This is a genomic window from Gordonia sp. IEGM753, from assembly GCF_050321825.1.
Classification (GTDB): domain Bacteria; phylum Pseudomonadota; class Gammaproteobacteria; order Pseudomonadales; family Pseudomonadaceae; genus Aquipseudomonas.
Map to the genome: position 1 here is coordinate 1,076,324 of NZ_JBNQGB010000001.1, position 13,708 is coordinate 1,090,031.

Below are 13,708 nucleotides of genomic sequence, written 5' to 3' on the forward strand. Positions count from 1 at the left end.
GCCGCGTACTTGCAGTGACAAACGAGGTACTTATGAAAGATGAAGCGATGAATACCCAACGAGACCCATCTGGCGCGCCGCTCGATCGCAACGATCCGGCGATTGACCCGCAGGTTCCAGGCGAAGGTGGTACTCAACAACAGCCGCCCACCACGCCACCCGACAGCGCCAGCAAAGGCGTGGACCAGAAGCAGGTCAATACCGACAACGACAATGAGTTCAGCCCCGGTTTCAAACCCGAGCCAGATCGGCCCAAACCCGGTGAAGATACGGATGCCGATATTGATACCGATGGCGGCTAATCCCGACCCTGAATAAAAAAGACCGCCTCCATGGAGGCGGTCTTTTTATTAAACCCAGGTTTTACTTGCTCGGATGGGCCGCTTGCAGTTCTTTAGCCGCGCTCAAGTGTTTTTCCAGAGCTGGCAGCATTTTTTGCGCAAAGGCTTTTAAATCCGTGGCACCCGCGGTCCTGTCATCGGTCACGGTGTCGGCCTCTTTCTTGAATAGTTCGATGGTTTCTTCGTGCGCCTTGACCTGATTGTTGGCATACGCGGCATCGAAGGATTCATCGCGCATGTCGAGAATTTTTTCTTTTGCCTGTTTTACCAGCGTGGTGCTGTCTGGAACCTTGATGTCATGCTTTTTCGCTATTGCCGCCAGTTCATCGTTGGCCTTGGAATGATCGGTAATCATCATGTTGGCGAAAGTCTTGATGTCGGCGGAAGCGCTTTTTTCCAAGGCAAGCTTGCTGGCTTCGACTTCCGCGATACCGCCGGCCGCCGCGTTATCAACGAAATCATTGGAAGTGGCAGCAACAGCGGCGCCCATGCTGGTGCTTAATGCGAGTGCCAGAACGAGGTGGCGCAGGGTGAATCCGTCCATTGGTATTTCTCCACACTGATTTTTATGGGCGATCTCATTGATCGTTATTCAGTGGAGGCCGAGCCTGGGATAAAGGTTTTATCGCGTTTGCAACAGGACGACGAACGGGCACCGCTGGTCTGATAGGCGGTCGACAGAACCGCTGAACCGAGGCCATTCTGATAGTTGGTGAGCGCAATCGACCGCGTTTGCCACCGATTATCAAACGGAGGTGTTCCATGCCGGTGCCACACGATTTGTATCAGGACCTGAACTTTTCAAAGGAAGACATCCAGCAAAAACGCTCCAGGGATCCGTTGCTTGATTCGCTGATCAACAAGTACTCGCAGGCGGACGCCGATGTGGTCAAGGCTGAAACCGCCAGCTCCGACGCTCCCAGTGATGACACGCTGAAGAAGCTCAAGGAGCGGCGTTTGCAGGTCAAGGATAAAATCGTCAAACAATTGCAGGCGCCGTCCTGAGCACCGACGACCGGTGACATGATATTTGGAACGGCGCTAAATACGGGCACCTCGAATGATTAGAGTCCGACTTCACGGCTCCATGCGAGGTGCCTCATGAATGACCCCAAATTCCCCAGTGAACAGCAGGGCGGGTACGACCCGATCCCGACCCATCCCGAACCGTTGAGCCCCGGCCGTACCACGATCAACCCCGAAGACGAGCCGGGCATCGACCAACTCCCCGATAACGAAGGTGCCGTGCCGATGGACGATGATTTGTCCACGGCCATGGACCCGGAGCGAGTGCTGGAAGAAACCGGCAATGCCGTGCGCGATGGTGAGCTGGATCCGCGCTGATCGCTGGCCCATCGTTGGAACGCCGCCCCAAAATTTGCGTTAACACCACACATTCCTACATCACCACCGACCCGTAGGAGACTGGCTTGCCAGCGATGGCGTTTTCGGCATCGCCATCACCGGCAAGCCGTTTTCCAACGGGATCTGCGTCAACGACATAAATCCGGGATTCACCACAGACCCGTAGGAGACTGGCTTGCCAGCGATGGCGTTTTCGGCATCGCCATCACCGGCAAGCCGGTTTCCTACGGGATCTGCGTCAACGACATACACCTGGGATTCACCACCGACCCGTAGGAGACTGGCTTGCCAGCGATGGCGTCTGCGCAATCGCCATCACCGGCAAGCCGGTTTCCTACGGGATCTGCGTCAACGACATAAACCTGGGATTCACCACAGACCCGTAGGAGACTGGCTTGCCAGCGATGGCGTCTGCGCAATCGCCATCACCGGCAAGCCGGTTTCCTACGGGATTTGCGTCAACGACATAAATCCGGGATTCACCACAGACCTGTAGGAGACTGGCTTGCCAGCGATGGCGTCTTCGGAATCGCCATCACCGGCAAGCCGGTTTCCTACGGGATTGCGCTGGGGCCTGAATTATTGCTGCAGCGCGCCGCTCAGCGGCATCCTCGCCATGTGGTCCGCTTTCAATGACCCGAAGTACAACCATTCCCCGTACTCGCGCACCGTGGTAATCGGCGAGTAATTACCGGCGCTGGCATCCTGTAGATTGGCGATCACCTGACCGTTCACATCCAGCCCCAATGCGAACGCTCGTTTCTCTATCGGCTTGGGCAACACGGTCATTGCCCGCACGATCATCTTGCGCACGAAGGGATACCCGGCCGTCGCGTCGAGCAAGGCGTTGCGCGGTGCATACAACGCCACCCAGAAACGGTCCTTTCCATTGAACGCGAGGTTGTCCGGCAAGCCTGGCAAATTGTCGATGAACAGGTCGTGGGTGCCGGCCTTCGGCCCGCTCAGCCAATAACGAGTGATGCGATAGGCGCCGGTTTCATTCACCAGCACAAAGGCATCGTCCGGCCCGAGGGTGACCCCGTTGGCGAATTCCAGCGTGTCCAGCAGGACCTCGGTTTTGCCGGTCTGGAAGTCATACCGCAGCAAACGGCCGTCACCCCCGTGTTCGATGATCGCTTCGCCGTCATGGCCATAACCAAAGCGGCTGGATGCATCGCTGAAATAGGCGTAGTGCCCGTGCGTGTCGATGGCCACGTCGTCAGTGAAGCCAAATGGCACCCCGCCGGCGCTGGTGGTCAACGCAATCAACTGGCCTTGAGCATCGAGTGACAGCAAGCCTTTGACCCCGTCAGCGATCACCAGCAAGCCGTTGGGGTGTCGCGCCAGGCCCAATGGCCGGCCACCGGTATCCGCCAATACCTGGGTGGCTGTGCCGTCGACGCGGGTGCGAATCAGCCGACCGTCATGCAGCCCGGTGATTAAAAAGTCGCCCTCCAGCAATAATGCTTCCGGCCCTTCGATGCCGGCAGCGCCCACGGGTTTCAAGCTTTTGAGGCGCTGGTTGTCGGCGTAAATCCCCGAGGTGAGGGAGGGCGCCGGTGCAGGTGACCAGGCCACGGGTTTGACCTTGGTCGGCATCAGCAGCAAGAAGGCGCCGATGGCGACGATGACCAGCAACACGGCCTGCCGACCTTTCACACCTCGATTCATGCGTTAACGCCTGTTCGGGTCAGGTGCTGCTGCGCCTTCTCGCGCAAGGCCCGCAGCGACGTCGCCGATTCATGGTCGATACGCCGCTTGAGCAGCAGGCGGTTGGCAATGCGCATTGCCACACCGCTGAACTGATAATCCAGTGTGCGGACAAACCGCGTGCCGCCGTCGTCCAGCGCCTCGCACTCATAGGTCACCACCAGCGACAGCCCTTTATCGCCCACGGCTTGTGCACTCCAGCGACGCCCCGGCAGATACTCGTCAACCCGCCAGCTCAGGTGCCCGTCACGGCCACCGGCCCGGATGTCTTCTTCGAACCTCGACCCTGCGTGCAACGGTCCGCCCTGGCCATCGACCTTCAGCGACGACGGATGCCACTGCGGCCAAAGGGTCACGGTGCTGGCGTACGCGAGCACTTCAATCGGATTGCCGGCAATGTCGATCTGATGCTGCATGCGGGTCATGGGCGTTCTCGCAAGGTAGGGTGAAGAGTGCTCAGGCTCCCAGTAGAGGGTGCCGAACAGGTAGTCCATCAGCGGGAAAACGATGTTGAAATTGCGCTCTTGCATCATTTCGCGGCGGTGATGCAATTCGTGCAACCGACGCATCTGGCGAATCCATGGCAAGCGCGTCAGCGGGTTTTCCGGCGGCAGGTGTTCACAGGCATGGAACACTTCATAGGCCAGGTAGCCCAGCACCATGCAGCCGCCGAACAACCCGGCCACGTTGGCATCGAACTGCCTGAGCAGCCACCACAATGGCAGCGTAATAACGAGGGTGTGCAGCACGATCAGCCACGCCGGAAACAAAATCACTCGCCAGTCGCGGGCGTTGTCATAACTCATCTGGCCGGGGGCGAAAAAACTGTGATGGTCGCCGGCATGGCGCGCATAAAACATCCGTGCAAAGCTTTTTTTATGATGCCCGAGGTGGCGGTGCACCATGTACACGCCGAAGTTGAACAGCAGCAACGTCAGCGGCACTGTCAGCCATGCAAGCGGCGGTACCTGGTGCACCGTGCTCCAGAATGCTGCGATGGCCAACAGGCCGAACAGCAACACAAAGGTGCCGTGCAGCCATGGGTTGTAGTGCGGATGAATGTCGGCGCGGTAGCGGCTGCGGAATGATTCGGTGGTCTGCCTCACTGCAATCACCTCTCCTTTTTGTTATCTCCAGCAGCGTAGCCGATCCGGGCGGATTTTCAGCGCAACTTGCTGCAATGATGGCAAAAATGCCATCAGTCGTTGCGAGCCGGGTTCAGGTCAGTGGATTCCAGCGTTGTGACCAGTCTTCGTCGCTGGCGATGACCTCGCGCAACAGGTCAAAGGCGCGTTGCAAGGTCTCGCTATCGCGGTCGCGGGAGTACACCAGGTACGTCGGGTAGCTGAACTCCGGGGCTTTGGGTACTTGCTCCAGCACGCCGCTTTCCAGGTAACTCTGCACCACACGGGTACGGAAGTAGCCGCTGCCACCGTTCTCCAGAATGAACTGCAAGCCCAGCGGGCCGAGGTTGAAACTCAGCGCTGCCTTGGCTTTTTCCGGTAGGGCTGCATCATGCTGGCGGCGGAAATCCGGTCCCCAATCGATATACACGTAAGGGTCGGGCCGGCCAGACAAGCGCACCAGCACCAGTTTTTCTTCCAGCACCTGTTCCACTTGCAAGCGCGGCCAGTACTCAGGCTGATACACCAGCGCGGCATCCAGCACCCCCAGCTCCAGTTGTCGCAGCAGGTTTTCGCCGTCGCGGATTTCCATCCGCAGTGCATGGCTGGGAATTCTATCGCGCAGTTGGCCGGCCCAACTGAGCATCAGAGGGTTGCACAAGCTGACTTCGCCACCAATGTGCAGCACGTCGCGGTAGCCCTCGGGCAATGGCAAGTCCCGGCGTGCGGCTTCCCAGGTTTCCACCAGTTGATTGGCGTACACCACAAAGGCTTCGCCATTGGGCGTGAGGCGCGCGCCGGCACGGTTGCGAACAAACAATGTGCTGCCAAGCTGACTTTCAAGCTTTTGCACGCGCGCGGTAATCGCCGTCTGGGTGACGTGCAGTTTTTCGGCGGCAGCAGCGAGACTGCCGTGGCGGACGATTTCGAGGAACGTGCGGGCGAGGTCAATGTCCATGGGGCGGCCGGTGGTGTCAGTGTGCGCATTGTAAACGGATACCTGGCCACGACAGGCAGTATTCAGTTCCTCGACGGGCTGAGGCACTACACTGCAGACGTCTCTGTGCAGTGGAACCTCTTATGACGGTCAAACCCGATGCGAACATTCTCGATACCACTGAAGGCCTGCGACTGGCCGGAAGCGACGCCGAGGCGTGGCGCGAATGGGGGCCCTATCTGAGCGAACGTCAATGGGGCACGGTGCGCGAAGACTACAGCGCCGATGGCGATGCGTGGCGCTATTTCCCCCACGATCACGCTCGCAGCCGCGCTTATCGCTGGGGTGAAGATGGCCTGGCAGGCTTTAGCGACAAGGCGCAGCACTGGTGCCTTGGGCTGGGGTTATGGAACGAGCATGACCCGATCCTCAAGGAACGCCTGTTTGGCCTGAATAACAGTGAGGGCAACCACGGTGAAGACGTCAAGGAACTCTATTTCTACCTCGACGGTGTGCCGAGCCATGCCTACATGCGCATGCTCTACAAATACCCTCAGGCTGCATTTCCCTATACCGATCTGAAAGCCGAAAATGCGCGCCGTGGCTTGGCCGATACCGAATATGAAATCCTCGACACCGGCGTGTTCGACGACGACCGTTATTTTGATGTGACGGTGGAATACGCCAAGCACACCGTCGACGACATCTTCATGCGTGTCACTGTGCACAACCGCTCCGACCAACCCGCACGCTTGCACGTTTTGCCGCAACTGTGGGCACGCAATACCTGGAGCTGGGCAGGTGATGCGCAATTGCCGAGGCTAATGCTCGACAGTGATCACATTGTGGCCCGGCACCCGCAACTGGCCGACCGCCAGGCCACAGCCGGGGGCGAAGAAGAGTGCCAATGGCTGTTTTGCGAGAACCAAAGCAACTTCCCAAGGCTCGACGGCGTGGCCGCTCAAGGCCCATTCAAGGATGGGATCAACGACTGGCTGGTCGATGGCGACAGCGGTGCGATTCGGCGCGACGCAGGGACCAAGGTCGCGGCGCATTTCGCGCTGGCATTCGAGGCAGGTCAAAGCCGCAGCGTTTATTTGCGTTTCGCCCCGGCGGGCGCGGCGCAGGTCAGTGCCAGAACAGTGTTTGAAAAACGCCGCGCCGAAGCCGATGACTATTACGCGGCGTTGCAGCACGCCAATACCGACCCGGACGCTCGCAATGTTCAACGCCAGGCGCTGGCCGGTTTGCTGTGGTCCAAGCAGCTGTATTACTTCGACGTCAATCAGTGGCTCGATGGCGACCCGGCGCAGCCTGCACCGCCGGCCACGCGCGCGCATATTCGCAACACGCACTGGCGGCACCTGTCCAATTTCGACATCGTGTCCATGCCTGATACCTGGGAATACCCTTGGTACGCTTCTTGGGACCTGGGCTTTCAGGCCGTGGCGTTCGCGCTGATTGATCCGGCGTTCGCCAAGCATCAACTGTTGCTGCTGGTGAAAGACCGTTTCATGCACCCCAACGGCCAATTACCGGCTTATGAATGGCGCTTCGACGATGCCAATCCTCCGGTGCATGCGTGGGCCAGTTGGCGCGTGTATCAGCAGGACAAGGCGTTGACCGGCACGGGTGACATGGATTTCCTCGAACGGATTTTCCACAAACTGCTGCTCAATTTTTCATGGTGGGTCAATCGCAAGGACGCCGAGGGTCGCAACCTGTTCCAGGGCGGCTTTCTGGGGCTGGACAATATTGCGCTGTTCGACCGGTCGGCGTTGTTGCCGCCCGGTTATCAACTGGATCAGGCCGATGGCACGGCGTGGGTCGCAGCCTACGCGCTGGACCTGATGCGCATAGCGCTGGAGTTGGCCAAGCGTAACCCTGTGTACGTCGACATTGCGGTCAAGTTCTTTGAGCACTTCCTTTACATCGCCGGGGCGATCAATCGGGTCGACTCCGATGCCGAGGGTTTGTGGGACGAGCAGGACCAGTTCTTCTACGACGTGCTGCACCGTCCCGACGGCGTCAATGAACCGTTGCGCTTGCGTTCGATTGTCGGCTTGATGCCGCTGTTTGCCGTGCAAGTGCTGGAGCAGCACGAGCACGAAGGGTTGCCGGGGCTACGTGATCGTTTGCTGGGCTTCATGCGCCACCGTCCCGACCTCGCCAGCCTGGTTTCACGCTGGACCGAGCCGGGTGAAGGCAACCGCATGCTGCTGGCGCTGCTGCGCGGCGAGCGCACCAAGGACTTGCTGAAACGCATGCTGGACGAAAGCGAATTTCTTTCGCCGTACGGTATCCGGTCACTCTCCAAAGCCTTCTCCGAGCAGCCGTTCGGGTTGCAAATCAACGGCAATCAACTGTGCGCGCATTACGAACCGGCGGAATCCGAATCGCGGTTGTACGGCGGCAACTCCAACTGGCGGGGCCCGGTGTGGATGCCGATCAACTACATGCTGATTGAGTCGTTGCGCGAATTTCACCGGTATTACGATCAGGATTTCTCGGTGGAATACCCGACGGGTTCTGGGTTCCTGGCATCACTTGAGGAAGTTGCCGACAGCCTCAGCCAGCGCCTTACCCGATTGTTTTTACGCGACGAGGAGGGTAATCGCCCTTCAATGGCGGCGTACCCACAGCTGCAGGCGGACCCGGCCAGCCGCGACCTGGTTTTGTTTCACGAGTATTTTCACGGCGAAACCGGACGCGGTCTGGGCGCCAGCCATCAGACAGGCTGGACCGCACTCGTGGCGTTGCTGCTGCAGCCATGACCTCAAGCCGTCAGCGGTAACGCAGCGCTTCCAGCAGCAAGGCAAATGCCGGTGATGCCTGGCGTCGGCTGGGGTAGTACAGGTGGAAACCGGCAAACGGTGCGCACCAGTCCTCAAGCACCGGCACCAGGCGCCCGGCCGCGATGTGCGGCGCCACCAGGTCTTGCGGGATATAACTCAAGCCGACGCCATCGAGCGCCGCATTCAGCAAGGGGTACACGCCATTGAACGTGACCTGGCCTGAGACCTTCACATTCAGTGCTTGCTGGTCTTTCTTGAACTCCCAGCTGTACACGCCACCGTGGGTGGGCAGGCGCAGGTTGTTGCACCGATGCCCGGTCAGGTCGCGAGGTGTCAGCGGTTTCTCGCGGTTGGCAAAGTAACCCGGGGAGCCCACCACCAGCATGCGCATGTCCGGACCGATGCGGGTGGCGATCATGCCTTGGGCTACGTCCTCGCCCAGGCGCACGCCGGCATCAAATCCCTGCGCCGCAATGTCGACGAAACCGTAGTCGCAGCACACCTCCACCGAAATGTCGGGGTACTTGGCCAAAAACGGTTTCAACACCGGCCACAGGATGAATTCCAGTACGTGGTCCATCGCATTCAGGCGAATGTTACCCGCAGGCCGGTCACGCAGGTCACTGAGCGCCGCCAGTTCAATCTCGATCTCTTCGAAGTGCGGGCCGATGGTTTCCAGCAAGCGCTGGCCGGCCTCGGTGGGCGAAACACTGCGCGTGGTACGGGTCAGCAAACGCAAACCCAACCGAGCCTCCAACCCGCGGATGGTATGGCTTAGCGCGGATTGGGACACCCCGAGTTTACCGGCAGCCTTGGTAAAGCTCCGCTCGCGGGCAACCGCAAGGAAAGCGAGCAGATCGTTGGCGTTTTCCCGGAGCATTCATGAGTCTCCCTCATAGGTTTAACCCGATTCTAGTGGCTAATCAGAAGAGCGTGTAGCGGGTAAATTGAAGTTGATTACACATTACTTACCGGGAGAAGCCATGAACAACCTCGCCGCCACAGCGCTGTCGCTTTCACTGATGGCCTTCGATTCCCACGCTCAGGAGACTCCGATGCTGACAGTCACGCCAAACGGTTCACAACCATCGGCCAAAGGTCCTGCCGATTATTTCACCGGCACAGTGCGGGTGGATGCTCCCTTCAAAGGCACTGAACCTGCAGCCGTGAGTGGCGCCACCGTAACGTTTGAACCCGGCGCACGAACCGCATGGCACACGCACCCGCTGGGGCAAACATTGATCGTCACCGCAGGCAGCGGCCTGGTGCAGGAGCACGGCCAACCGGTGCAGTCGATCAAACCTGGCGACACGGTGTGGATCCCGCCCCACGTGAAGCATTGGCACGGCGCTACCGCGACCACCGCAATGACTCACATTGCCATTGCAGAAATACACGACGGTAAAGTGGTGGACTGGATGGAACAGGTCAGCGAACAGCAATACGCCAGCGCACAGCGCTGATCAGCATCGGTCCGATGCGTTCAAATCATGGGCGGCAGTGCGTGCAGGATCTTGTCCAGAGTAATCGGGTACTCCCGAACCCGCGCGCCAGTGGCGTTGTAGATTGCGTTGGCAATCGCTGCACTGACACCACACAGGCCTAATTCTCCGACACCTTTGGCTTTCATCGGCGACGACATCGGATCGGTTTCGTCGAGGAAAATCACCTCTTGATGCGGAATGTCGGCATGCACCGGCACTTCGTATCCCGCCAGGTCATGGTTGACGAAAAAGCCCCGGCGTTTGTCCACCACCAATGCTTCCATCAATGCCGCGCCGACGCCCATGGTCATCGCCCCGATCACCTGACTGCGGGCCGACGTCGGATTAAGGATCCGTCCCGCAGCGCACACCGCCAACATCCGTCGCACGCGAGTTTCGCCGGTGGCGCTGTCGACGGCGACTTCGACAAAGTGCGCGCCGAAGGTCGATTGCTGGTACTTCTTGGCCAATTGCTCAAATTCGATTGAATCTTCGGCGACGATTTCGCCGTCCTGCGCGGCGCTGCCCAATGGCACAATTTTTCCGCCGACGCGTACTTCGCTATCGATAAACACGGCTTGGTCCGGGCTCACGCCGAGGCGCTGCGCGACCGCCTCGCGCAATTTCACGCAGGCTGCGTACACCCCGGCTGTCGAGCAATTGGCGCCGAACTGGCCACCCGATCCGGAGGACACCGGAAAGCTTGAGTCACCCAGGCGCACGACGACATTGGCAAGAGGCACACCCATCATCTCTGCAGCCGTCTGGCCGATGATGGTGTAGCTCCCGGTGCCAATGTCGGTCATGTCGGTTTCCACGGTCACGATGCCCTGGTCATTCAGGCGCACGCGAGCCGCGGATGTCACCAGGTTGTTATTACGAAAGGCGACCCCGACGCCCATGCCGATCAACCAGCGACCTTCGCGCTGCGTGCCGGGTTGCGCATGGCGTTTGCTCCAGCCAAAGCGGTTGGCCCCGGTGCGCAGGCATTCGATCAGTTGCCGTGTGGAAAATGGTCGGTCGGGATGGGTTGGATCGACCTGCGTGTCGTTGCGGATCCGAAATTCGATGGGGTCCAGGTTGAGCTTCTCGGCCATTTCGTCCATGGCGATTTCCAGCGCCATCAGCCCGGGCGTTTCACCGGGCGCACGCATGGCGTTGCCTTCAGGTAAATCCAGGGTCGATAGCCTCATTGTGACCAACCGATTCTCACCGGCATACAGCAGTTTACTGGGCTGCGCCGCGCGTTCGACCTTGCCGCCCGGCAAGTCACCAGACCAGCCTTCATGGCCGATGGCAGTGATTTTGCCCTCGTGAGTCGCGCCAATGCGAAGGCGTTGAATGGTCGCCGGCCGGTGCGTGGAATTGTTGAACATCATCGGCCGTGCCAGCGCAACTTTTACCGGTTGGCCGGCCAATCGTGCACCGAGGGCTGCAAGCACCGCGTCGGCACGAATGAACAGTTTTCCACCAAAACCGCCGCCGATGTAGGGCGATATCAGCCGCACGTTTTCTTTGGGCACACCGAGGGTGGTGGCCAGGTCGCTGACCGACCAGGCGATCATTTGATTGGAGGTCCACAGCGTTAACTGATCGCCGTTCCAGGAGGCCATCGAGGCGAAGGGCTCCATCATGGCGTGGGCTTGATCGGGCGTGGTGTAGGTGGCGTCCAGTTGCACGGGCGCCGCCGCGAACGCCTTGGCAAAATCACCATGACGGGTGTCGGGCATTTCTTCGGTTGGCGCGCCGGCATCACGCACGCTGGCAAGATCAAATGAGCCGCTTTCGCTGACATAGTTAACGTTGACGCGTTGCGCGGCGGTTCGCGCCTGCTCGAAGGTCTGCGCTATCACCAGTGCCACGGCCTGGTGGTAATGCTGGATCTCAGGCCCGGCGAGCAATGTTGCAGTGTTGTATTTGCCGAGGCCGAGCTTACCGGCGTTTTGTGCGGTGACGATGGCGATCACGCCGGGTACGGACTGTGCATCCGTCAGGTCCATCGAGGCGATGCGCCCCTTGGCGATGGCCGAGCCGACCACCACACCGTAAGCCTGATTCGCCACCACGTCATGGTGTTCATAGGCGTAGGGCGCCGTACCCGTGGTTTTCAGCGGGCCTTCAATACGGGTAGTAGGTTTGCCAACCACTTTCAACTGGTCGATCGGATTGGTCGTGGCGGGCGTGTCGAATTTCATGCCTGAACCCTCGCTTGTGCCATGACCGAGGCGAGCGTGCGCTCGACCAATGTCAATTTGAACGCGTTTTGATCGGTGGGCGTGGCGCCCGCCAGCAACTGCTCAGAAACCGCTTTTGCGCCTTGGTTCATGGCCGCTTCAGCGGCCTCCATGCGCCATGGCTTTTGCGCGACACCGCCCAGTGCAATCCGGCCGGAGCCGTCCTGCTGGATCACTGCAGCGACCGAAACCAGGGCGAATGCATAGGACGCGCGATCACGGACCTTTTGATAAATGTGCGTGCCGCCGATGGGCGCCGGCAGCGTGACACCTGTGATCAGCTCATGTGTCGCCAGTGAGGTTTCGATGTTTGGCGTGTTGCCTGGTAGCCGATGAAAGTCGGCCATCGGAATTACCCGGGTCGTGCCGTCCGCCCGCACCGTTTCAACCTGTGCATCGAGGGCACGCATGGCCACCGCCATGTCGCTGGGGTGCGTTGCGATGCAGGCGTCGCTGACCCCGATAATGCCCAGCGGCCGGCTGAATCCGCCGATGGCTGCACAACCGCTGCCAGGCTGCCGTTTGTTGCAGACTTGATTGGGGTCATAAAAGTACGGGCAGCGTGTGCGTTGCAGTAAATTTCCTGCGGTGGTCGCCATGTTGCGCAGTTGGCCGGAAGCACCGGCGAGCAGGGCGCGGGAGAGCAGGCCGTAGTCTTTCCTGATCCGTGCGTCGGCCGCCAGGTCGGTGTTGCGCACCAGCGCACCGATTCGCAAACCGCCCTCTGGCGTGGCTTCGATGCGGTCCAGTGCCAGCCCGTTGACGTCGATCAAGTGCGATGGCGTTTCGATTTCCAGCTTCATCAGGTCCAGCAAATTAGTGCCGCCTGCGATAAACCGGGCATCGCTGGCCTGTGCTGCCAGCGCGGCTGCTTCAGCCGGAGATTGTGCACGCAGATAGGTAAAGGGCCTCATGCGCTGGCCTCCGCGACTTCGGTGATCGCCTCGATAATGTTGGAATAGGCACCGCAGCGACAGATGTTGCCGCTCATGCGCTCTTGCAACTCGCTGGCAATCAACTGGGGTTGATCGGTCAGGCTCACGCTTGCGTGGCTGGGAATTCCATCGCGGATCTCACCGAGTACCGCGACCGCCGAACAGATCTGCCCTGGCGTGCAATACCCGCATTGATAGCCGTCATGCTTGATGAACGCCGCTTGCATCGGGTGCAACGCGTCCGGCGTGCCAAGGCCTTCGATGGTGATGATGTTGGAGCCTTCGTGCATCACCGCAAGCGTCAGGCAGGAATTGATGCGTCGACCATCGGCGATCACCGTGCAGGCGCCACATTGACCGTGATCGCAGCCTTTTTTAGTGCCGGTGAGTTGCAGGTTTTCGCGCAGCGCATCGAGCAGCGTGGTACGCGTGTCGAGGTCCATGTCACGCGGCTGGCCGTTCACCGTGATCGACAGTTTCGATTTGACCGGGTGCGCAGCAGCGTTGGCGGCCGAGGCTTGAGCACAAATGAACGGCGGCAACGCCAGCGCCGTCGCGGTGACGACGCCAACAATCAGGAACTTACGTCTGGAGAGTGACTGTGGGTCATGGTTGTCCATCGTTTCGATTCCCGTGGAATAGTGGCCTGTCCATCCTTCATCAAGAAAGTGACCGCCGCGCTGGCGGAATGTTTTTGCGTTATTCGTCTATAGAGTTATGCGTGTGGCTCATGAGTCGCGTGAGTCCACCACCCATGGCTCTTGGTAAAGCGCAGTCCTTTAA

General features: G+C 59.7%; 14 protein-coding genes. 5 read left to right on the forward strand and 9 right to left on the reverse strand.

Annotated elements, in window-relative coordinates; all coding sequences use genetic code 11:
• Window positions 1-32: 32 nt before the first annotated feature.
• Complete coding sequence (locus tag ACQR3R_RS05015; RefSeq protein ID WP_428270906.1) at window positions 33-302, forward strand: hypothetical protein; 270 nt, start codon at window positions 33-35, stop codon at window positions 300-302.
• 61 nt (window positions 303-363) lie between these two features.
• Here ACQR3R_RS05015 and ACQR3R_RS05020 read toward each other — a convergent pair whose 3' ends face one another.
• Complete coding sequence (locus ACQR3R_RS05020; protein ID WP_428270907.1) at window positions 364-885, reverse strand: DUF4142 domain-containing protein; 522 nt, start codon at window positions 883-885, stop codon at window positions 364-366.
• A gap of 218 nt (window positions 886-1,103) precedes the next feature.
• Between ACQR3R_RS05020 and ACQR3R_RS05025 the strand changes: the two genes are divergently transcribed.
• Entirely contained in the window at window positions 1,104-1,346 is a 243-nt protein-coding gene (locus tag ACQR3R_RS05025; RefSeq protein ID WP_428270908.1) for a DUF465 domain-containing protein, read from the forward strand.
• A gap of 96 nt (window positions 1,347-1,442) precedes the next feature.
• On the forward strand, window positions 1,443-1,685 hold the full coding sequence (locus tag ACQR3R_RS05030) for a hypothetical protein (RefSeq protein ID WP_428270909.1): 243 nt from the start codon (window positions 1,443-1,445) through the stop codon (window positions 1,683-1,685).
• 60 nt (window positions 1,686-1,745) lie between these two features.
• On the opposite strand, the gene ACQR3R_RS05035 is transcribed toward ACQR3R_RS05030, so the two are convergent.
• From ACQR3R_RS05035 to ACQR3R_RS05050, 4 genes are all read right to left on the reverse strand, one after another.
• Entirely contained in the window at window positions 1,746-2,015 is a 270-nt protein-coding gene (locus ACQR3R_RS05035; protein ID WP_428270910.1) for a hypothetical protein, read from the reverse strand.
• Between the two features lie 270 nt (window positions 2,016-2,285).
• On the reverse strand, window positions 2,286-3,377 hold the full coding sequence (locus ACQR3R_RS05040) for an SMP-30/gluconolactonase/LRE family protein (protein ID WP_428270911.1): 1,092 nt from the start codon (window positions 3,375-3,377) through the stop codon (window positions 2,286-2,288).
• On the reverse strand, window positions 3,374-4,522 hold the full coding sequence (locus ACQR3R_RS05045; protein WP_428270912.1) for an SRPBCC family protein: 1,149 nt from the start codon (window positions 4,520-4,522) through the stop codon (window positions 3,374-3,376). The genes ACQR3R_RS05040 and ACQR3R_RS05045 overlap by 4 nt, the downstream gene beginning before the upstream one ends.
• Window positions 4,523-4,634: 112 nt before the next feature.
• Window positions 4,635-5,498, reverse strand: coding sequence for a LysR family transcriptional regulator (locus tag ACQR3R_RS05050; protein WP_428270913.1), 864 nt, complete (start codon window positions 5,496-5,498; stop codon window positions 4,635-4,637).
• A 122-nt stretch (window positions 5,499-5,620) separates the two neighbouring features.
• On the opposite strand from ACQR3R_RS05050, the gene ACQR3R_RS05055 reads away from it, so the two are divergent.
• Window positions 5,621-8,251, forward strand: a complete 2,631-nt coding sequence (locus ACQR3R_RS05055; protein ID WP_428270914.1) for an MGH1-like glycoside hydrolase domain-containing protein — start codon at window positions 5,621-5,623, stop codon at window positions 8,249-8,251.
• 10 nt (window positions 8,252-8,261) lie between these two features.
• Here the strand turns inward: ACQR3R_RS05055 and ACQR3R_RS05060 are convergent, their stop codons facing one another.
• Window positions 8,262-9,152: a LysR substrate-binding domain-containing protein gene (locus ACQR3R_RS05060; protein ID WP_428270915.1), complete on the reverse strand. Its 891-nt coding sequence runs from the start codon at window positions 9,150-9,152 to the stop codon at window positions 8,262-8,264.
• A 103-nt stretch (window positions 9,153-9,255) separates the two neighbouring features.
• On the opposite strand from ACQR3R_RS05060, the gene ACQR3R_RS05065 reads away from it, so the two are divergent.
• On the forward strand, window positions 9,256-9,735 hold the full coding sequence (locus ACQR3R_RS05065) for a (R)-mandelonitrile lyase (protein ID WP_428270916.1): 480 nt from the start codon (window positions 9,256-9,258) through the stop codon (window positions 9,733-9,735).
• Window positions 9,736-9,755: 20 nt separating this feature from the next.
• On the opposite strand, the gene paoC is transcribed toward ACQR3R_RS05065, so the two are convergent.
• The 3 genes from paoC to paoA are packed head-to-tail and all read right to left on the reverse strand — an operon-like array spanning window position 9,756 to window position 13,545.
• On the reverse strand, window positions 9,756-11,951 hold the full coding sequence (gene paoC / locus ACQR3R_RS05070) for an aldehyde oxidoreductase molybdenum-binding subunit PaoC (protein WP_428270917.1): 2,196 nt from the start codon (window positions 11,949-11,951) through the stop codon (window positions 9,756-9,758).
• A complete protein-coding gene (locus tag ACQR3R_RS05075; RefSeq protein WP_428270918.1) occupies window positions 11,948-12,904 on the reverse strand; it encodes an FAD binding domain-containing protein in 957 nt (318 codons plus the stop codon). Before ACQR3R_RS05075 ends, paoC begins: the two co-directional genes overlap by 4 nt.
• Window positions 12,901-13,545, reverse strand: a complete 645-nt coding sequence (paoA, locus tag ACQR3R_RS05080; RefSeq protein WP_428270919.1) for an aldehyde dehydrogenase iron-sulfur subunit PaoA — start codon at window positions 13,543-13,545, stop codon at window positions 12,901-12,903. The genes ACQR3R_RS05075 and paoA overlap by 4 nt, the downstream gene beginning before the upstream one ends.
• Between the last annotated feature and the right edge of the window lie 163 nt (window positions 13,546-13,708).

Bases quoted from the DNA above. Each gene is read 5' to 3' on its own strand.
- ACQR3R_RS05015 (WP_428270906.1), top strand. From the start codon at position 33: ATGAAAGATGAAGCGATGAATACCCAACGAGACCCATCTGGCGCGCCG.
- ACQR3R_RS05075 (WP_428270918.1), bottom strand. From the start codon at position 12,904: ATGAGGCCCTTTACCTATCTGCGTGCACAATCTCCGGCTGAAGCAGCC.
- ACQR3R_RS05055 (WP_428270914.1), top strand. From the start codon at position 5,621: ATGACGGTCAAACCCGATGCGAACATTCTCGATACCACTGAAGGCCTG.
- ACQR3R_RS05060 (WP_428270915.1), bottom strand. From the start codon at position 9,152: ATGCTCCGGGAAAACGCCAACGATCTGCTCGCTTTCCTTGCGGTTGCC.
- paoC (WP_428270917.1), bottom strand. From the start codon at position 11,951: ATGAAATTCGACACGCCCGCCACGACCAATCCGATCGACCAGTTGAAA.
- ACQR3R_RS05065 (WP_428270916.1), top strand. From the start codon at position 9,256: ATGAACAACCTCGCCGCCACAGCGCTGTCGCTTTCACTGATGGCCTTC.
- ACQR3R_RS05030 (WP_428270909.1), top strand. From the start codon at position 1,443: ATGAATGACCCCAAATTCCCCAGTGAACAGCAGGGCGGGTACGACCCG.
- ACQR3R_RS05040 (WP_428270911.1), bottom strand. From the start codon at position 3,377: ATGAATCGAGGTGTGAAAGGTCGGCAGGCCGTGTTGCTGGTCATCGTC.
- paoA (WP_428270919.1), bottom strand. From the start codon at position 13,545: ATGGACAACCATGACCCACAGTCACTCTCCAGACGTAAGTTCCTGATT.
- ACQR3R_RS05050 (WP_428270913.1), bottom strand. From the start codon at position 5,498: ATGGACATTGACCTCGCCCGCACGTTCCTCGAAATCGTCCGCCACGGC.
- ACQR3R_RS05020 (WP_428270907.1), bottom strand. From the start codon at position 885: ATGGACGGATTCACCCTGCGCCACCTCGTTCTGGCACTCGCATTAAGC.
- ACQR3R_RS05025 (WP_428270908.1), top strand. From the start codon at position 1,104: ATGCCGGTGCCACACGATTTGTATCAGGACCTGAACTTTTCAAAGGAA.